Source organism: Gimesia aquarii, from assembly GCF_007748175.1.
In the GTDB taxonomy this organism is placed as follows: Bacteria; Planctomycetota; Planctomycetia; order Planctomycetales; family Planctomycetaceae; genus Gimesia; species Gimesia aquarii_A.
The window spans coordinates 7,014,933-7,034,858 of the sequence record NZ_CP037422.1; the positions used below are offsets into that span (position 1 = coordinate 7,014,933).

Annotated in this window: 13 protein-coding genes; 10 read left to right on the forward strand and 3 right to left on the reverse strand. The window is 45.4% G+C overall.

All coding sequences use genetic code 11. The features are described from left to right. Positions 1 to 175: 175 nt before the first annotated feature. Together V202x_RS26430 and V202x_RS26435 are read left to right on the forward strand one after the other, a co-directional pair. Positions 176 to 2,593, forward strand: coding sequence for a c-type cytochrome (locus V202x_RS26430; protein ID WP_145179950.1), 2,418 nt, complete (start codon positions 176 to 178; stop codon positions 2,591 to 2,593). Positions 2,594 to 2,628: 35 nt separating this feature from the next. Further along, positions 2,629 to 4,158 (forward strand): hypothetical protein, encoded by a 1,530-nt coding sequence (locus tag V202x_RS26435; protein WP_409996693.1) that lies wholly within the window; start codon positions 2,629 to 2,631, stop codon positions 4,156 to 4,158. Positions 4,159 to 4,206: 48 nt separating this feature from the next. Here V202x_RS26435 and V202x_RS26440 read toward each other — a convergent pair whose 3' ends face one another. Together V202x_RS26440 and V202x_RS26445 are read right to left on the reverse strand one after the other, a co-directional pair. Continuing rightward, complete coding sequence (locus V202x_RS26440; RefSeq protein ID WP_145179955.1) at positions 4,207 to 4,740, reverse strand: hypothetical protein; 534 nt, start codon at positions 4,738 to 4,740, stop codon at positions 4,207 to 4,209. A gap of 61 nt (positions 4,741 to 4,801) precedes the next feature. Beyond that, on the reverse strand, positions 4,802 to 5,881 hold the full coding sequence (locus V202x_RS26445; RefSeq protein WP_145179958.1) for a peptidase: 1,080 nt from the start codon (positions 5,879 to 5,881) through the stop codon (positions 4,802 to 4,804). A gap of 323 nt (positions 5,882 to 6,204) precedes the next feature. On the opposite strand from V202x_RS26445, the gene V202x_RS26450 reads away from it, so the two are divergent. The 4 genes from V202x_RS26450 (at position 6,205) to V202x_RS26465 (ending at position 11,702) form a co-directional block, all read left to right on the forward strand. Beyond that, a complete protein-coding gene (locus tag V202x_RS26450) occupies positions 6,205 to 7,107 on the forward strand; it encodes an efflux RND transporter periplasmic adaptor subunit (protein ID WP_145179960.1) in 903 nt (300 codons plus the stop codon). A 32-nt stretch (positions 7,108 to 7,139) separates the two neighbouring features. Next, positions 7,140 to 9,353, forward strand: a complete 2,214-nt coding sequence (locus V202x_RS26455; RefSeq protein ID WP_145179963.1) for an HlyD family efflux transporter periplasmic adaptor subunit — start codon at positions 7,140 to 7,142, stop codon at positions 9,351 to 9,353. A 168-nt stretch (positions 9,354 to 9,521) separates the two neighbouring features. Continuing rightward, complete coding sequence (locus V202x_RS26460) at positions 9,522 to 10,484, forward strand: D-alanine--D-alanine ligase (RefSeq protein WP_145179966.1); 963 nt, start codon at positions 9,522 to 9,524, stop codon at positions 10,482 to 10,484. 228 nt (positions 10,485 to 10,712) lie between these two features. Beyond that, a complete protein-coding gene (locus V202x_RS26465) occupies positions 10,713 to 11,702 on the forward strand; it encodes a cell division protein FtsQ/DivIB (protein WP_145179969.1) in 990 nt (329 codons plus the stop codon). 76 nt (positions 11,703 to 11,778) lie between these two features. Here the strand turns inward: V202x_RS26465 and V202x_RS26470 are convergent, their stop codons facing one another. Continuing rightward, a complete protein-coding gene (locus tag V202x_RS26470; protein WP_145179972.1) occupies positions 11,779 to 12,897 on the reverse strand; it encodes an acyltransferase family protein in 1,119 nt (372 codons plus the stop codon). A 567-nt stretch (positions 12,898 to 13,464) separates the two neighbouring features. Here V202x_RS26470 and acs point away from each other — a divergent pair. The 4 genes from acs (at position 13,465) to V202x_RS26490 (ending at position 19,869) form a co-directional block, all read left to right on the forward strand. Further along, positions 13,465 to 15,420: an acetate--CoA ligase gene (gene acs, locus V202x_RS26475; RefSeq protein ID WP_145179975.1), complete on the forward strand. Its 1,956-nt coding sequence runs from the start codon at positions 13,465 to 13,467 to the stop codon at positions 15,418 to 15,420. A gap of 123 nt (positions 15,421 to 15,543) precedes the next feature. Then, positions 15,544 to 16,326, forward strand: coding sequence for a nickel pincer cofactor biosynthesis protein LarB (gene larB, locus V202x_RS26480; RefSeq protein ID WP_145179978.1), 783 nt, complete (start codon positions 15,544 to 15,546; stop codon positions 16,324 to 16,326). A 32-nt stretch (positions 16,327 to 16,358) separates the two neighbouring features. Then, the gene (locus V202x_RS26485; protein WP_197993111.1) at positions 16,359 to 17,864 is read left to right on the forward strand and encodes a PKD domain-containing protein; all 1,506 of its coding nucleotides are present in this window, start codon (positions 16,359 to 16,361) and stop codon (positions 17,862 to 17,864) included. A gap of 100 nt (positions 17,865 to 17,964) precedes the next feature. Further along, complete coding sequence (locus V202x_RS26490; protein ID WP_197993112.1) at positions 17,965 to 19,869, forward strand: glycoside hydrolase family 88 protein; 1,905 nt, start codon at positions 17,965 to 17,967, stop codon at positions 19,867 to 19,869. The last annotated feature ends 57 nt before the right edge of the window (positions 19,870 to 19,926 follow it).

Sequence of the window (19,926 nt, forward strand, 5' to 3'; positions counted from 1 at the left end):
CATTGAAGCGATGAAGAATCGCATGGACTCTGATAGTTAAACTGCCCTGATTGATTTGCATGCAATGCTACTTTATGATCAATATATCCACCTAGAATTAGAATGGGCTAAATCGTGACGAAAATAAAAAACGGATTCTGCCCTGTTAGAGCGCTCTGAACGAAAGAAACTTGCGATGAGTCGGCTATTGATATTCTCTCTGTTAGGGCATATTTTCCTGCTTAATGGCAGTGTGGCTTACTGTGACATCAAAAGTCCTCCTTTTGTATCAGGTTTCGATCGATTTGCACGGCATGGAGAAATTGAATCACAAACTGGCGGACGGCTATTATTGAGCGAGCTGAGTTGTACCGCCTGTCATCAAACACCACGTTCTGAATTACAACCCAAACGCGGCCCTCGCTTGAGCGGTATTGGTAATCGTCGGCTACAAACATGGATCAGGGACTATCTCACATCTCCACATTTAGTCAAACCTGGCACAACGATGCCCGACGTTCTACATGGTTTCTCAGAAAACAAAAAACGCCAAACGGTCAACGCATTAGCCGCATTCTTGGCAGCTCAACGCACCGCATACCCAACAATTAAGGCCACAGGTGCGAATCCAGTCCCTTATGAATTCTGGAAGAAAGGAAATGTGAAACAGGGACAGAATTTGTACCACAAGATCGGCTGTGTTGCCTGTCACGAGCCGGATGAAACCTACGAACCAGGTGAAACGAAAATTTCTCCTACCGACAAAATGCTCGCACAACTCGACCCGGAAGACATTAAAGAGCTAGGCTTGTCAGCCGCAATGCGTCCTGTTAAGTCGGTTCCGCATGGGAATCTGCCGGCAAAGTACACTCGTAAGGCATTAACGTTTTTTCTGCTGGATCCAGCTCAAAGTCGGCCGTCAGGACGTATGCCGAATCTCAAATTAAAGGCTGTGGAAGCTGCGGACATCACTGCCTACTTACTAAGAGATCAACAACCTCAAGATGAAATAAAAATTACCAACAGTGATTCCACACTCATTGCCGAAGGGGAAAAACATTTTGTAGAGCTGAAGTGTGTAAATTGCCACACAGTTCAAAATTTACAGCAGAAAGAACATGCAAAGCCTCTTATAAAATTAGGCAAGCAAGCATCGACAGGCTGTCTCACTAACCATCAGAACGGCCTGCCCTACTATCCTCTTGATGATCAACAGCAAACTGCGATACAGGAGGTGTTTGAAAAATTGCCCGACGACAATAAATCAGATACCGAACAGCGTTTAAGCTTTCAAATATTGCAACTCAACTGTTTCGCCTGTCACGAAAGAGAGAAACAAGGGGGTGTCGGTTTCAATCGTAAGCCTTATTTTGAAACTGACGGACATATTGACCTGGGTGATGAAGGACGCATTCCACCTACGTTAATGGGCGTCGGTTATAAGTTGCAAAAAAAATGGCTAACGAAGGTTCTCAATGGAAAAGGAGACATTCGCCCCCATATGCTGGCTCGCATGCCAGTCTTTCCTGCCAAAGTCATTTCGACTTTACCTGCGATGTTTGAAGCGGTAGATCGCACTCAGAGACAAACAGAAAAACAAATTTTTCATAACTCTACGAAGTTGGCTGTTGCAGGTCGCATGATGCTGGAGACAGGTTGCATACAATGCCATCCGATTCGAGGTGAAAACATGCCTGGGGTGGTAGGTACCGATCTGGGTGATGTCACGAATCGCGTGCATGCCAATTGGTTTCGCGAATTTTTGTTGAACCCGGGAGCACTCAAACCGCGAACTCGGATGCCTACTTTTTTCCCTGATGGAAAAAGCCAGAATATATCGCTACTCGATGGTAATGTGGATCGACAAATCGCTTCTGCCTGGGCCTATCTTAAAGCGGGCAAGAAACAGCCTCTACCAGAAAAAATAATCGAAGCAAAGTCCAAAAACTATGAGTTAGTTCCCAAAAAACGACCTATTATCTTACGCACCTTTATGAAAGCAGCGGGAACACATGCGATTGCTGTTGGCTTCCCGGAAAAAGTTCATTTCGCATTTGATGCCGAGCATATTAGACCTGCCATTGCCTGGAAAGGACGCTTCCTCGACGCACAGGGAACTTGGTTTATTCGGTTTGCACCACCGGCAATACCTCTTGGTGAAAGCCCTGTGCTGATGCCTGCAGGATCACCATTTGCGGTCTTAAACAGTCTAAATCAACGCTGGCCAGCAATCAGTTCTGCAGACAGTCCTTATCAATTTCGAGGATTTAAAATTGATGCAGAGGGTATCCCTACCTTTCTCTATCACTTTCAACAATTTGAAATCGAAGACCGGTTTGAGCCTGTCGAAAAACAAACACTGAAACGACAATTGAAGATCAAACGAAATCAGCCATTGAGTAAACAGGAAAATCTATGGTTCCGTGGATTGACGGGGAAATCTCTGAAACAGATCAATTTGACTACTATGAAAAATGATACTGGTTTAATGGTATCAATTTCAGGAATTCTCGCAAAGACTGGTAAACTACATACCATTGAAAATGAAACCGACTGGCTTATACCAATTCCAGCCAAAGATAACATCGTAATTGAGGTGAAATACCAATGGTAAATCGATTGCATTTCTCACTTCTGGTTTTTGTGCTGATGATGTGCTTCGCTCACGTTGACGTGCAACAGTCTGCATTCGCCGAGAGCGAAGAGGACTATTATCGACTCGTTTCGATTATGACTTCAAAAGCACAAACCAAATCTCGTTCGCAAAATTGGAAGCCAGCGCCCGGTGATCTTGTACTGGAGGTGAGTGGCATGGCAGTGCTTGATGAACGACGCCTTGCCGTTACGATTCGTAAAGGCGAAATCTGGATTCTAGATGGCGTGTATGATGAGCCGCCGAAAAATGTGACATACAAGCGTTTTGCGACTGCACTTCATGAACCACTAGGATTAATCTGGAAAGATAACTCCTTTTACACGGTACAACGCAGTGAATTGACGCGGATTCGTGATACCGATGGAGACGAGGTGGCAGATGAATATCTGACAGTTGCAAAAGGCTGGGGTGTGACAGGGCACTACCATGAGTACGCTTATGGACCTAAACTTGATCACCAGGGTAACATGTGGCTGACATTGAATATTGGCCTGGGCCTGAAACAAGAACACAAACAACGAGCCGTCCATGAACCAACACTCGGATTTTCACAAGGTCGTTGGCGAGGCTGGGGTATGAAATGTACTCCTGAGGGAAAACTGATTCCAGTCTGTGCCGGTATGCGTTCTCCCTCTGGATTAGGTGTGAACCGTGCCGGAGATATGTTCTACACCGATCAACAGGGAAACTGGGTCGCCACCAATACGTTGCACCATATGCGTAAAGGAGCCTTCTTTCATCATGTTGAAGCATTAGCTTCCATGAATCTGAAAGGATCGCCAATCCAGGGAATCAAAACGATTCCCAATGGGCTCCCTTTTCCCGAGGCTATGAGACGGTTCCCGCAACTCAAGCCTCCGGCAGTCTGGTTTCCATACAAGAAAGTCGGGCAGTCGACCACTGACATTATGCTCGACAATAGTGGTGGGAAATTTGGTCCGTTTGATGGTCAGCTTTTCATTGGAGAATTTACACAAGCCGCGATGCAACGTGTCTTCCTGGAAAAAATTGATGGTCAGTATCAGGGAGCCTGCTTTCCGTTCCGTGCAGGCTTCGCCTCTGCCGTACTTCGTATGGACCAGGGAACCGATGGAAGTGTGTTCGTCGGCTTAAGCAACCGTGGTTGGAGCAGCCTGGGAACTGCTTCTTACGGACTACAACGATTAATCTGGACGCGGAAGATACCCTTCGAAATTAAAGAAATGCGTGCTCAGCCCGATGGCTTCGAATTAGAATTCACGAAACCCGTTGATACCAAAACTGCCACCGACCCAAGATCTTATAAAATGAAGAGCTATACTTATACGTACCACTCCTCTTATGGCAGTGACGAAATTTTGGCTAAAGAGTTAACGTTCGAAAACCTCACTGCCTCTGCGGATGGTTTAAAAGTTAAACTAAAGATCAAAGGCCTCCGTGAACTCTACGTTCATGAATTGCAGGCGGATGGAGTGAGAAGCAGTGATGGACAATCCTTACTTCACCCTCAAGCGTATTATACGTTGAATCAAATTCCAAAATAAGCTGGACTGAGAACAAACAAATTTTAGCTGAAAAACTAAATTCTGTTGTCAGTTAAGAAAACCACGTTCTCTTAATTCCTGAATATTTCCAGGAGCGCTTTCCCAGACACGCTCAGCGGCATAACGCATAACGGCAATGCCTCCCATGTCAGGCGGCGCACTGAGAATGGCAACGTGCTCCTCTTCTTCGTCATCAAGCTGTTGATTCAACTTGGCAACCGCTTCTTCTATACTGTCACTGACAATACGTTCGGGGCCACTGGTATTTGTAAATTTGAGATTCGAAAAACCAGCTGTACGAGATAAGAGAAAAGCCGCTAATTCTGCTTCTTCCTGTTCCTCGAAGAAGTTTCGAAATTCAGGTTCCATACTGTCTGGAGTAATAATCGTGGGACGTGTGATACTCACTTCTCCCTTACGAATACTAACCGTAGAACCACGCTGCGGCGCACCACATACCAGAAAATAAGGCAAAGTCTGATCACCAAATGTAAACAGAGAAAAGTTCACAGGGCGTTCAATTTTTACCGTTGTCCATATTTCGAAGAAACGCTGTTCGTCGAACTCGTGAGAAAAATTCATCAGGCTCCAACCATGGTGAATAAAATAGAAACGTGAAGATTGTGGGTTAAGGAACTTGGCATTAGCTTAGTTTCTTCAACTTACTCACCCGGCCTACTGAAACCCATTCCGTTACAAAGAGATTACCATCCCCGTCAAAGCAGGCATCATGTGGATGAATAAATCGTCCTGCTTTCCATAATCGGGGCTGCTTTCGAACTTTAAAGCCATCCAGCACTTGATTGGTCCAATCCTGATTGTACCCCAAATGAGTAATAACTTTATTATTCTTATCAAACAATGTGACACGTGCATGCAAGTCAGAAACAACCATGAGGTCCCCTCGAATATCAATATCGGCAGGGAAGCTAACGGTATTCACAAAACCAAGATGTTTTCCATCTAGCGTGAAATATTGTAAACGATGGTTTGCACGATCACAGACAGCGATTTTTGGTTTTCCACTCCGCTCATCTAACCACATACCATGTGGCGTTTTCATCTTGCCGGCTTCAGTTCCACTTCCCCCCCAACTGAATTCGAATTTTCCGTCTTTTGTGTATTTGTGAATAAAGTGCGATCCATATCCATCACCGACATAAACTCCACCGTCGGGAGCAAAAGCGACATTTGTAGGACTGTAGCGAGTATTTGATTTCTTGTAATGTTCGGGAGTTTCTGGACGACTGATTTTCCAGACAACTTCTCCCTTTAGATTGGTCTTTGCTACTACTCCATGTTTGGTATCTGAGAGATATAAAAACTCTTCGTTTCCTTCTTTGCGAACGTCGATACCATGCCCACCACCATGATACTCCTTGCCGAAGGATCGCACGAATTTTCCTTCCGGGCTGAATACGACGATGGCATCCATAGGTGTCTTGTTTTTGGAACGATGCTTGACGTAAATTAATCCTGCTTCGTCAACACACACACCATGTGTTTCTCCCCATTGGATGTGTTTGGGAACCTCGCCCCAACCGTGGATTGCTTCATATTTGTACTCACCTTCACCCATTATCGGATTCTTAACCCCGGCTTTATCCTCAGCTCCCAGAATGGCAGGTGCGAAAAAACCACCCACAACGGCAGCTCCCGTCGATTTGAGAAAAGTACGACGAGAAGCTGTTTTATCACCACGTTTTGTTGAAGACTGATCCATAGGACTAGTACCTGAATGCAAAGAGTTTCAAACGATTTTTAATTTCTACAGTATTATTAATACCATTCTTTTACTCGATCTTAACGGACACATTGTCCTAATCTCAATTGTGGATCCCCAAAAATAGGGTATTCTGACAATGTTCTCCGTAGTTTTGGCATCTGTTTCCATCTCGAACGCAGAGTTCCCTGAATTTACGTAGCCTTCTGTAGGTGGATGTGATATGAGTTGAAAATATCCCCAAAACGCCGTTAACCAAGATTGCATCAGACTTTGACTTCATCAATTCCTTCTACCTTCTCCGTGACCAGGAATTAAATATCATGAATCATTCACGTGTGTTGATTAATTTGTCCACCATTATCACGGGATTATTGTTTGTGAATTGTGGCTTTACGGATGCCTGGGCACAATCATCGAGCTCTTCCGGCCTGAAAATTGACTCAGTATTAGTGAGCCTCATAGAGCAAGTAGAAGTCCCCGCACGTGAAGTTGGTCAACTCAAGAAAATGTTGGTCAAAGAAGGTATGTCGGTTCAAGAAGGAGAAGTGTTGGCTCGAATTGAAGATTCAGAAGCTGTCTTACTTTTAAAACAGGCGAAATTAGAATCGGAAATGTCAAATCTGAAAGCAGAAAATGACGTTAATATTCGTTTTGCCCGTAAAGCATATGAAGTAGCGAAATCTGAGTTACAGCGCGCGGAAGATTCCATCAAAAAATATCCCAAGAGTATTTCCAAAACCGAATTGGATCGCTTGAAACTTACTGCAGAAAAAGCAGAATTGGAAATCGAACAGGCCTTAGAAGAAGCGAAGACGTCACAATTAGAAGCTCGCTTGAAACAGAATGCAGAACAGATTGCTTCACTGGCTATTCAACGTCGAAAAGTTGTGGCACCGCTATCGGGAATGGTCGTACAAATTATGGCAAAGAACGGGGAATGGGTTCGCCCCGGTGATACCGTGCTTCGAATTTTAAAATTGGATCGATTACGTGCAGAAGGACTCGTAAATGCATCTAAACTGCAGAATCTAAACTTGAAAGGTCGACCTGTAGTCCTGATCGTGAATCAGGGAACAAAGAATGAACTCGAGTTCCAAGGGAAAATTTCGTTTGTCAGTCCGGAAATTAATCCGGTCAACCACCAGACCCGCGTCTGGGCAGATATTGAAAACCCCGACTTCAAGCTCAAACCGGGCATGCGTGCTTCTCTGATTATCAAGTAACCCATTCGATTGCGAAAGACAGTACAGCCACCATGTCGTTCGGTCCTCAAGACTTTTCGAATCAACCTCTGCGTCTGCAAAAGCGAGCCGACCTGAGTATTCAACAGTTACAATTCGGCGGCAAAAAATATTGGGGCATTAAAGACCCGATTTCATTGCAATATTATCAACTGCGAGATGAAGAATTTTTTATCCTTCAAATGCTGGACGGAATTGCGTCATTTGAGACAGTTCGACGTGAATACGAACAACGATTTCGACCCCAGAAACTGGAAGCCGCACAACTACAGGGATTTTTATCACGACTGCATCAGGAAGGATTAATCGTTGCCGAAGCATTTGGGCAGGGTGAAATCCTGTTGGAACGTCGAAGCCAAAAACAGAAGCAAGCATTTCGCTCCCGATTTATGAATCCCCTGGCAATTCGTTTTCGAGGTCTTGATCCTCATCGTTTTCTGAACTGGTTACAACCCTGGTCATCTATTTGCTTTTCGCCATTGTTTCTATTGTCTTCACTCGTATTAATGATTGCCGCATTGACATTAATTCTTACACAGCTCGAAGCAGTGATTGCACAACTTCCCGATTTTGCTACTTTTTTCGAAGCAAAAAATCTGGTACTCCTTGGTCTCAGTCTGGCCTTTGTTAAAATACTGCACGAGTTAGGACACGCGATGGCCTGCAAACAATTTGGGGGCGAATGTCATGAGTTAGGAGTGATGTTGCTGGCATTTATTCCCTGCCTGTATGTCAATGTCAGCGATGCGTGGACGATGCCTAACAAGTGGCATCGTATCATTGTGAGTGCAGCTGGTATCTTTGTAGAACTAATCATTGCATCTATTTGTGTCTTCCTGTGGTGGTTCTCTTATCCGGGATTATTTCACTCACTCTGTCTGAATGTCGTTTTTATCTGTTCGGTCAGTACTTTGTTACTGAATGGAAACCCTTTGTTACGATATGATGGTTATTATATTTTGCTGGACTTGCTGGAAGTGCCAAACTTGAGGCAAAGGGCACAAACGATTGTTTCCAATCGCCTGCATCACTGGTTTTTTGGCCACAAGGCCCCCACGCTACTGAAAGAGCCAACGCGTCAGCGAAGATTTTTGTTTTTCTACGGAATTGCTTCGGTTTTGTACCGTTGGTTTATTGTCATCGTGATTTTGTCGGTTTGTTACTATGTTCTGGAACCCTATGGACTGGAAATCATCGCTCAGGCGCTAGGGGCTTTTATTTTGATGGGAATGTTGGTTGTGCCTTTGAAATCTGGTATTAAAGAAATCCAGACCTATTCTAAAGCAGGTCAAATTCAGTGGCGACGTTTTACGGTACGTACGACACTGACACTGATTCTATTGGGCGGCTTGCTGTTCATACCTCTGCCTCATCGTATTACCACTCCCGCACTCATTGAGTTGAAGGACGCAAAGCACGTCTATGTTACCGCGCCTGGTTTCCTGAAATCAGCAGTCACTCCACAAACCTCATTGCAGCAGGGTTCCCTGATCGCTGAATTGCAAAATGACCAGATTCAACAGGAAATACTCAAATTGACTGGTCAAATCAACGAGCAGCAAATTCGTATCGACACGCTGGGAAAACGTCAATTAGATGATCCGGAAGCTGCTCAGGAACTTCCAACTGCAACAGAACAACTGACCGATCTAGAAGATCAACTGCAACAACGCCTCACAGACTTCAAGCGACTTAGTCTCAGAGCCCCTATTACAGGTACTGTCATTCCAGCACCACCCAAATCGACTTCTCCCGAAGAAGGATCACTTCCCAACTGGTCAGGCTCGCCGCTGGATCAGGAAAATCGAAATTGTTTCCTGGATCGAGGAACCTGGCTTTGTTCGATCGGCAACCCTGACCAACTTCAGGCGCGCCTGATTGTTGACCAGGAAGATGTCGAGTTTATTCAATCAGGACAGTCCGTCCGGATTCTATTAGATGAATATCCTGGTCAACTTCTGAGAGGAACCATTCAGGAAATTGCAGAAATTGACACCAATGACTTACACTCAAATCTGATCCATCGTGAAGAAATTACGACAGAAGTCGACAATACAGGGAAAAGAAAACTGAGTAATACATCCTATCTGGCTCGGGTCACCCTGGATGCTTTTTCTGAGCGACCTCTGATTCACTCAGGAGGTCAGGCCAAAATTGCTGTTTCACCTGAATCGTTGGGGAAAAAAGCATATCGACATCTGAGAAAAACCATTCGCCTGTTTCAGTAGCTTTGACCAGAATGGCCATAAACGCCCTATTTTAACAGACATTCCTGACTCAAGATCGACATTTCCAGATTGACGCAGGATTGCTAAAATCCCCGGATTGACTGTAAAACAAGGTTGTTAAAACTAAATCTCGAAACAAGTAGAATCTGGCGGCAAGGAAGCTTCTCGATGACCGATTCACAAACCGATTCCCTACCCACATTCAAGCTCGTTGTGCTCGCTGGTGGGGAATCAGCTGAGCGTACCATTAGCCTGCAAAGTGGAGAAAGCGTGGCACGTGCATTAACGTCTCGCGGACACCAGGTAAAAACAATTGATCCCTCTTTGATCGATCTCGAGCGCTATGACTGGACTAACTGTGATGCCGTCTTCATTGCCTTACATGGAACTTATGGAGAAGATGGCACCATTCAAGCGACTCTCGATCGATTGGGCGTCCCCTATTCTGGCTGCGATGCATCGACATCCAAACTCGCCTTCAGTAAATCAGCTTCCAAAGAACGTTTTATTCAATGCAATGTGAATACTCCCTCTTATGTGTTGATCCATGAATCAGATAACGCACAACGAATTGAGCAGCACGCACGAACGATGGGCTACCCATTGGTTGTAAAACCGGATGCGCAAGGTTCCAGCCTGGGAGTTACAATCGTACAGACTCCTGAAGAATTACCGCAAGCACTGACTCGCTGTTTTCACTACGACTCATTTGGAATTCTCGAGTCAGCCATCAAAGGCTCTGAATGGACTCTCAGTTTGGTCAATGATCAGGTACTACCGCTGATTCAGATTCAGACCGCACGTGAATTTTTTGATTATGAAGCAAAATATCACGAAGACTCAACCGAATATCTGTTCGATTTCGACTTCCCAACAAATGTGATTCAGGCAATTACCAAAACAGGTGTGAATGCCTGTGAAGCACTAGGGACAACTGGCATTGTCCGTGTCGATATGATCTTAGATCGTTTTCAGCAACCCTGGGTACTTGAAATAAATACTATTCCTGGATTCACAAATCACTCCCTGGTTCCCAAAGCAGCAGCTAAAGCCGGCATTGATTTTGGCGAATTGTGCGAACGGGCTCTCATCCATTGCCTGACAAAAACAGCCGATAAGCCGCAAAATTGACAAAATTTAACCAAGCGGCCTGTTTGGCACCACAATATCAGCTTTTTTATAGAGCACTCCAACTCGACAAGCATCAGATTGCGATAATCATAAAGTAAGAACCAGTACCGTAATTGCTCCAGCGGAATTGAGTCATGCATCCGGCCTAATAGTTTCTGCAACAGGATAAGAACCACATTACATTTAAAAGTACCTCGTTTAAATAGAGCCCGTAATCACAAAGAGCGTATGAGCCGAAAAGCCCCCAAATCTAAAAAGCGACCTGTCAAAAAAAAGAAGGTCGAAGAAGTTATTGAAGAAGAGGAAGAATTTGAAGAAGAAAAAGCTTCTGCGCTGAGTCCTTCCTCACTGATTCAATTGCTTTTCCGACCTAAGGTTCTCGTATTTCTAGCAGTTATCGCCTCGGGTTTATTCTTTTTTCAGAAGCTCAAAAGCTACATCCCTGATCTGTCTCAGCGAGAAGAATACCAGATAGAAACAAAAAACCTTTCACTGATACCAGCTCCTCCACATTATGTTCCCATCGACATCGTCGATCAGGTAATGGCACAAAATCGACTGCCCGATCAATTATCACTACTCGATAAAAACTTAGTACAAACAATCGCAGAAGCATTTCAGAAACACCCCTGGGTACAGAACGTCGTCTCCGTTCGAAAGACCAATAACATAGAAATTGAAGTCTTATTTCGTAAACCGGCAGCGATGGTCGAGATCAAACAGAGTTTATATCCGGTTGACAATGAAGGCGTTTTGTTACCTCCCGAAGATTTTTCTGTTTCAGATGCCCGCCGATATCCGGTCATCACGGGAATTCGATCGATCCCAGAGGGGCCTGCTGGCACATCATGGGGAGACTTGACTGTCACTGGAGCCGCTCAGTTGGCAGAAGCACTCGGGCCTCATTGGAAAGAACTTGATATTGTTTCCATCGAAGCACCGCCACGAACGAGTGCGGAACTATCTCTAGATGATTTGATTTATCGTCTGATTACAACAGGTGGTTCTCAAATCGTCTGGGGCCGTTCACCGAAAAGTCAGCGACGAGGAGAGTTACGTGTCGATCAGAAAATCGGAAAGTTGGAAAAATATTATCGCGATTACGGTGGTTTTGATCGTCCGCACGGTCCCTATGAAATCGACATCCGGCATTGGCAGGAAATTTCCCGCCGCCCTCTCAAACAACAAAGCAGACACCGTAGTTTGATTCGTCGTTGAAGCGAATGAATCTGACAACAGTAGCTTCGCGCTATCGCAGAGTAACACCTACTACAATCAAAAGCCTCTCGATATATTACCCGTCCGAGCTACCTAAGCGATTACACGAGCGGACTTCCAAAACACGCTCTGTATCATTTTTTATGATATAGTTTGTTCTTAGCTTCAAAAAAGGAGACTCGATGAGCCTAAAACTCAAGTAGCCAATCGGCACCATGAACAAAAATCCCAACACAGAATAACAAAGGGCGATATAGAAATTAGAGACAGGCATGATGTACCTGACCATAATTAAGATCAGAACTTTGTAGAAAAAAAAGTGTAGTAGATAGATCGAATAAGAATAGGTACCAATCAGAGCAATAAATCGGGAAAATCTACTGGTGGAATGCATAAAAGAATTATCGTACCAGGCAATGAGTAATGCATATGTGAGGCCTTCGAATGTCGGCATAACGACCCAAACGAGTCGATTTGAGGGATAGGACGGATTGTTATGGAAACCTCCTGATTGATCAAAGTTCCAAAAAAATATCGAAAATGCGATGAAGCTACCAATTACTAAAATATGGCGTCCCATGATATAACCTCGCATTTGATACGCAATCATACCAAAGAGGAACTGATCGATTCTTCCAATGATTGTATAGTATGCAAACCTTTGAATTTGGCCGACCTCTTCATATAAGAAGAGTCGTAAAAGAATCGCAAAGCAAATAGTAAATCCAAGAGAATAGTTTGATTTACGCGCTATATATAACAAAAAAGGTAGCAATAAATAGAAGTGAAACTCGATTGCAATTGACCAACCTCCATTAGGTAAGGTTGGTAAGATTAGTCCTTTAAGAATCTCAAGACAATAGAGATCAAAAGGAACACCGATTGAGTATTGGTGAATCCCAATGACTGTCACCACAAAAAATAATAATGGCGCAAGCCTTAAGAAACGATTCCACAAAAATGAAGCGTATTTTATTTTCTTTCCATCGAGTAGCTTCGCAAATAAATAACCACTCAAGGCCATGAACAATGAAACTCCGGTATGTCCCTCATTGATCAAAGAAAGTGGAAAGAATGAAGGAGTATAAGTGAAGGAAATCTCTTGGTGCATAAAGTGCCAGGAAAAGACCATAAAGATGGCGACAGCCCTGATATGATCTAGCCCTATATAATATTTTCCGGTTGATGACTTCATAGCATTGGCTCAGCCGTTGGCACTTATTCGCAAATATTTGTTTACACAAAAATAACTAATTTGAATATCAAATTTCTTTTAAAACGGTACTGCATATTGAAAGCAAGAAAAATGTGCCTGGTTAAGGCTCAAATCATTTTTTAGCCTCTATTCTGTACTATGGTAGTGTTTTTGAGGGCAAATTAGTTTGTTGCCAGTAATCAATACATCTTGACGACAGAGTTTTTGAAGCAAGCAAACGATCCATTTCCCGTTGATAATAAGACCATCGACAGCGCATTCGCAGGTGGTACAAAAGCCAATTAACCCAGCCCGATATGCTTGATTTTCCACTCTTTCACCTTGGGATAACTTGAATAAACAAGCAATCCAAGTTCTGATAGTAAGCATCCGTCAGTTTGTTGACTTCGAAAAAATACTGCCCTAGAATCATTAACTTAGCATTATTTAATAATTCAGCAATAATTAGAGAGAATCGAGTCTACGTCCCTGAATATCAGGCCGTTGATGAGCAACATTCTCGGTTCCTATTTCGCTCGCCAAATAAAACAAAGGGGAATGACAACGATGAGTGACCAGGCCAACGAAAACATAGAAAGCGTTCTTCACGAAACTCGCTCATTTCCACCTCCGGCAGAGTTTGTAGAACAGGCAAATATCTCCAGTAAAGAACAGTACCTGGAACTTTGGAATCATGCCAAAGACGACCCCGTCAGCTTCTGGGGCGATCTGGCACAAGAACTGGAATGGTCACAGCCTTACGATCAAGTCATTGAGGGAGAAATGCCGGAAACAAAGTGGTTCACCGGTGGCAAAATCAACGCCTCAGTGAATTGTATTGACCGTCACCTGGATAGTTGGCGAAAAAATAAAGCCGCCATCGTTTGGGAAGGTGAGCCAGGCGATACACGTGTCCTTCGCTACCAAGACTTACATCGCGAAGTCTGCAAATTTGCAAATTGCTTGAAAAAGCTGGGCATTGAAACCGGTGATCGAGTGACATTATACATGCCAATGGTACCCGAACTTGCCATTGCGATGCTTGCCTGTTCGCGCATCGGAGCCACCCACTCCATTATCTTTGGTGGTTTCAGTGCAGACGCCATCGCTGATCGGAACAATGACGCTCAGGCCAAACTCGTGATTACTTCAGATGGTGGCTGGCGTCGTGGCAAAAACATTCCGCTTAAAGAAGCCGTTGATCAGAGTCTGGAAAAATCACCAAGTGTGGAGAAAGTCGTCGTCTACCGCCGTACTGGTTGCGAAGTCGACATGGTTCCTGATCGAGACTACTGGTGGCACGATCTGATGGATGGGGCTTCCGCTGAGTGTGATCCCGTTGAACTTGATAGCGAACACCCGCTCTTTATTCTTTATACTTCAGGAAGTACTGGTAAACCCAAGGGAGTACAACACTCCACCGGTGGTTATCTTTTGGGAACGAAGATGACCTCTAAATGGGTTTTTGATCTGAAAGAAGATGACACTTACTGGTGTACTGCCGATATTGGCTGGATTACTGGGCATAGCTATATTGTCTATGGACCTCTGGCGAACGGTGCCACAACTGTTATGTATGAGGGGGCTCCTAACTGGCCTGACGAAGGTCGCTTCTGGGAAATCATTGAGAAATATCAGGTTAACATCTTTTACACCGCTCCCACTGCGATTCGTGCCTTTATCAAATGGGGCGATGAGTGGCCGAATAAGTACGATCTTTCCAGCTTGCGTCTTTTGGGAACCGTGGGTGAGCCAATCAACCCCGAAGCCTGGATGTGGTACCACACTGTTATCGGACAGGAGCGCTGCCCGATTGTTGATACATGGTGGCAAACCGAAACTGGAGGGATCATGATGAGTCCCCTGCCGGGTGTGACAGCAACCAAACCCGGTAGCTGTACGACTCCTTTACCGGGCGTTGTCCCTGATATTGTCACTGCAGCTGGGGAAAGCCTGGGCGACAATCAGGGAGGTTTACTCGTAATGCGTCAACCATGGCCTCACATGTTACGCACATTATACGGTGATCATGATCGTTTCAAAGAAGTTTACTTCAGCACTATTGAAGGCTGCTATCTGGCTGGCGATAGTGCACGACGTGATGAAGATGGCTACTACTGGATTATGGGACGTATCGATGATGTAATTAATGTTTCCGGTCACCGTTTGAGTACAATGGAAGTCGAAAGTGCACTCGTTTCACATCCGAATGTCGCAGAAGCGGCCGTGGTTGGTTTCCCACACGAAATTAAAGGAGAAGGCATCTGCTGCTTTGTCACTCTGACCACTGACGATGGTGGCGATGAACTTAAGGCAGAGCTGAAACAGCATGTGCGTACCCAGATTGGCGTGGTGGCAACTCCCGATGAAATTCGCTTCGCGGCAGCTCTTCCTAAGACACGCAGTGGTAAAATCATGCGACGTCTATTAAGAGACATCGCTGCAGGTCGTGAAAGCGTGGGGGATACAACAACTCTCGAAGATTACAGCGTCGTCGCGAATCTGCGGCAAGGGAATGAATAATTTTAAGATTCTCTTCGAAATTCAACTTCAAAATGTGTGCTTGCACGCGCTAAAATATTCTGCAGGATGGTAGTTTGTGTACCATCCTGCTCTTCGTTTGATAAAGTCAATCAAGGTCCCCGAATGTCTGAAGATCAACTCTCTTCGCTATTTGAGCAAGTTCGTCAAGGGTCACTCTCTGTGGAACAGGCTGTTTCTCATTTTGCGAACCAGAGCCAGCAGAAATCAGCAATCCTGACTTCTGCTAACATCGATCTGGATCGTAGTTCACGCTGCGGATATCCTGAAGTGATATTCTGCGAAGGAAAAACTTCCGCCTCCCTCGTTGAAATTTTCTCAACATTACTTGAATCAAATCAACGTTGTCTGGGAACACGGATTTCAGAAGAACAAGCTGAAACTGTCCTCAAGCAATTTCCACAGGCGATTTACAATCAGACAGCCCGCACCGTTCGTATTCCGGAAAAAGATGCTGCGTTTGACGAAAAACTCATTGCCGGGGAAATTGCCGTCCTGACCGCCGGTACCAGTGATCGCCCCGTGGCAGAAGAAGCAATCGAAACCCTAACCTGGATGGGTTATGAACCCGACTTCATTCTCGACGTTGGAGTAGCAGGCCCCCATCGCTTACAGGAACAATTACCACGAATTCAAAATGTCTCCGCCATTGTTGTTGCTGCTGGCATGGAAGGCGCATTACCTTCGGTTGTTGGCGGTTGGGTCTCCTGCCCTGTTATAGCAGTTCCGACCAGCGTTGGTTATGGAGCCAGTTTAGGTGGCATCGCAGCACTTCTAGGTATGTTAAACAGTTGCGCCGCTAATGTAACTGTTGTGAATATCAATGCAGGCTTTAAAGCGGGTTTCATTGCCGGTTTAATCGCCGATCAGAAACATTCTACTTCCTGATGTATACCTACCAACTTATAGAGAGTCCTGCCATGACGATGTCACATCTGCGATCTGTGCGCTACCTCATGATTCTGACATTCCTCTGTTTCTGTAATTGCAACATTACTTTAGAAGGATCTGAAGAACCATCGACAATAGAACCGATTGTGCGCGTTGTCGACTTAAATGTGGGTGAATCCACGACTGTCACTCTGAGTAATGGCGAACAGGTACAAGTAAAACTACTCGACTTAAATGAGAAGCGCGACCCCATCCGACAGGCGGTTCGTAGTGCGATCGTCACCGTACAGGTTGATGATGAGAAAATCGCACTTGAATCAGGCATGTATAATTTGCCTCGAAAGACAGGGCGTGTGCAGATCGATTGTTCGATTACCAAGGGGTACAACTCAAACGGAACTCCGGCCTTCTGGGGTCTGGATAAAGAGGCCCGTCTGCGATTTTGGCCCGCTGACTCACCCTTGCTCAAGCCTGGTTCGTTTATTTATCCCGTTAACCAACGCTGGTTTGCCACTCGGACCTGGTTTGACAATGAACCCGTTGATGGTGGCAAAAAAATTCTCCCCAAAATCTATTATCATAGTGGACTGGATATTGGCGGAGCCGAAAAGCTAACGAAAGTCATCGCCGCCACAGATGCCGTTGTTGTGTCATCTGGAACCGATGTCCTCGAAGAGCACTGCCAAGATACGCCAGTTGCACCTCGTTACGATGTGGTCTATCTCATGGATGCACGAGGCTGGTATTACCGCTACAGTCATCTGCATAAAATCAATGATCATATCCGTCCGGGTCGTCTGATCAAACAGGGGAAAGAAATCGGCATCCTGGGAAAGAAAGGGGCCAGCGGTGGCTGGTCGCATCTCCATTTTGAAATCAAGAGCCGCCAGCCTTCGGGCAAATGGGGCACACAAGCTGGCTATGCATTTCTCTGGGAAGCTTATCGAAACCAATATCAACCCAAACTGGTTGCGAACTCGCGTCGCAAACATTTTCTGAAAGCAGGAGACTCAACGACTCTGAAAGGCTCTCAGTCTTATAGTAAAACCGGCGGTATTCAGAGTTTTGAATGGACCTTCACAGATGGCACTACGGCAAGTGGCGCTGAAGTAAAACGGACCTATCACCAGCCGGGAGTTTTTAGTGAGATCCTGAAAGTCACTGATCAACAAGGTCATGTCGATTATGATTTCGCGGAAGTCCATGTACTCGATCCGAAAAATCTGGAGAAATATGTGCCCCGCATCCACGCCGTGTATTGGCCTTCGCTGCAAAACCGAGTGGGTGACCCCATAATATTCAAGGTACGCTCATTTGGTAATACGGCAGGTAATGAGGTCTGGGACTTTGGGGATGGCAGCCCTTCGGTTAGTGTGAAATCGGATGGCAATGTCAAACCTCTGGATGAAAATGGTTATGCTGTCACCAAACATACCTATAAGAGAGCCGGCGATTATCTGGTCAAAGTGCAACGTAGCCGCAAAGATGGTGTCACGGCTGTAACACACTTGCATGTGCGTGTTGAACCCGAGTAAGCCACTTAGATCCCAGAAATTCCAGTATTATCGGCAAGATCCCTTCTGGTATTTGGTCAGAGCCGCTTTTAGAATAGTTCTAACATTTTCAGAAAACACCATGATTATACCACGCGACTCAACACCTGCCTGGATTCTACCGTCCATGAAATCTCGCCTCTATACTACTTGTTTGATTCTCTTCTTGTTGAATTCCTTTCTGGTAGAGATGCTCTCAGCGGCTTCCATTGAAGCTCAGAAACCTGAATTGACGGTCGATTTCAAAACAGCCATTCAAAAACGTTTGAAGTCAATACAAAAACGACCTGCGCTCATTCATTCGGCCATTGGTGTAACGCGTAAAGAGACGCCTATTCCCTGCGTTTACTCCAAAGAGGATCTTAACTTTCAGACAGGTAAAATACGCATTCTATTGATTGGTGGCCTTGACGGATCCGAAGTTTCGGTGAATTCTGTCATCAATGCCGTTAACTGGTTTTATGGTTCCAATGCAGCAAAACCACTCCACAATACATTTTCAGTCTCGGCGATCCCGATCGCGAACCCGGATGGCTGGGTTTTGCAAAAGGGTCCCAAGAATGCAACAAACGGAAATCCCACTCGCGGTTATCCTCCTTTAAGTCCTGCCTACCAGAGTGTCACTAAGCCCGAAACGGAATATTTATGGCGTTGGATTGGCATGCATGCCCCTGACCTCGTTTTAGATGTTCGGGAGGGAAAACAGTTTCAATGGATCATTCCCGTCGATGCCCTTAGATCTGCACGCACCTTAGGAAAACAATTACAACCACAAGTTCGTCCGGTTTTTGGTTGGGAGCTTGTTTCCAGTCTGGCTTATAAACCACCTTCTCAGATAGGACGCCTACCTGCGCTGGCTGTCGAGATCGCGCCAAACAATTCACCAATGTTTCTACCAACGTTATTGACGGCGATCCAACAAAGCAAATTTCGAAGGCCTTCCCCTGCTCGGTTGGAAATGATGCGCCGTCTACAACGTACACCGATTCAAGTCGCCACTCAACTTTCCAAAGTGTATGGCCATGAACTGAAAAGATTATCCTACCTGCCTGTCGTCTCACTCATCAGTCAGATTCGATTGGGAAAGCTCACAGGCGATAAGAACCGACTGTCTCATGTCGAAGCCATTACGCAAAAATACCTTTCAAAAAACCCAAAACCCCTCAAAAACCGCGGAGGGGGAAGTCTGATTGCCGGGCATTTATTGTTTTCCGAACTAGCGAAAGCAACCGGTAATCGGCAATATGTCAATCTGGCAAAACAGGCAGCGGACCTTGGCTTTGATGAAGAAGGGCAGATGCGTGAATCGATGCCATTTCATGTCGAGATGAGTGATGCGGTCTTCATGTCGTGTCCGATACTGGCAGCTGTGGGGCGCTTAACGGGAGATCCCTGCTATTACGAAATGGCTCAACGACATTGGCGATTCATCCAGAAACTGGACCAAAGACCGGATGGTATTTATCGGAATTCCCCTTTGAGTGACGCAGCCTGGGGACGTGGTAATGGCTTCCCCGCGCTGGGACTGGCTCTTGTGCTCACTGAACTCCCTCTGAATTCACCGTTACGACAAAGCTTCATTGCTGGTCATCGACATCATCTTGAAGCACTCAGTCACCATCAGGACCCAACTGGAATGTGGCATCAAGTCATCGACCACAGAGAAAGTTACCGTGAGCTCACCTCTACTTGTATGATTACCTTTTCAATGATTCGTGGCGTACGTGAGGGTTGGCTAGATGAAAAACAATACGCGCCCCTCATTGAGCGTGCCTGGAATGCGATCAAAACGCGTGTCGCCTTTGATGGCACACTCGTTGATGTCTGTACGGGAACCGGAAAACAGACCAGTTTGCGAGGGTATCTTGACCGCATGGCTATCCTCGGAACCGATGCCCGGGGCGGCGCTATGGCATTTCTTGTTTCGAATGAGATGGCGCAATGGCGAAATCAGCAGGCTAATGCTCTAGAGCAAATAATGGATTAGTGACCGCTCTATTATCAGTAGACTCAGATGAAAGCATTCACGCAAAATCGAAGCCAT

Excerpts from the sequence above, each read along its gene's own strand:
- V202x_RS26430 (WP_145179950.1), top strand. The coding sequence starts at position 176 with ATGAGTCGGCTATTGATATTCTCTCTGTTAGGGCATATTTTCCTGCTT.
- V202x_RS26435 (WP_409996693.1), top strand. The coding sequence starts at position 2,629 with ATGATGTGCTTCGCTCACGTTGACGTGCAACAGTCTGCATTCGCCGAG.
- V202x_RS26440 (WP_145179955.1), bottom strand. The coding sequence starts at position 4,740 with ATGAATTTTTCTCACGAGTTCGACGAACAGCGTTTCTTCGAAATATGG.
- V202x_RS26445 (WP_145179958.1), bottom strand. The coding sequence starts at position 5,881 with ATGGATCAGTCTTCAACAAAACGTGGTGATAAAACAGCTTCTCGTCGT.
- V202x_RS26450 (WP_145179960.1), top strand. The coding sequence starts at position 6,205 with ATGAATCATTCACGTGTGTTGATTAATTTGTCCACCATTATCACGGGA.
- V202x_RS26455 (WP_145179963.1), top strand. The coding sequence starts at position 7,140 with ATGTCGTTCGGTCCTCAAGACTTTTCGAATCAACCTCTGCGTCTGCAA.
- V202x_RS26460 (WP_145179966.1), top strand. The coding sequence starts at position 9,522 with ATGACCGATTCACAAACCGATTCCCTACCCACATTCAAGCTCGTTGTG.
- V202x_RS26465 (WP_145179969.1), top strand. The coding sequence starts at position 10,713 with ATGAGCCGAAAAGCCCCCAAATCTAAAAAGCGACCTGTCAAAAAAAAG.
- V202x_RS26470 (WP_145179972.1), bottom strand. The coding sequence starts at position 12,897 with ATGAAGTCATCAACCGGAAAATATTATATAGGGCTAGATCATATCAGG.
- acs (WP_145179975.1), top strand. The coding sequence starts at position 13,465 with ATGAGTGACCAGGCCAACGAAAACATAGAAAGCGTTCTTCACGAAACT.
- larB (WP_145179978.1), top strand. The coding sequence starts at position 15,544 with ATGTCTGAAGATCAACTCTCTTCGCTATTTGAGCAAGTTCGTCAAGGG.
- V202x_RS26485 (WP_197993111.1), top strand. The coding sequence starts at position 16,359 with ATGACGATGTCACATCTGCGATCTGTGCGCTACCTCATGATTCTGACA.
- V202x_RS26490 (WP_197993112.1), top strand. The coding sequence starts at position 17,965 with ATGATTATACCACGCGACTCAACACCTGCCTGGATTCTACCGTCCATG.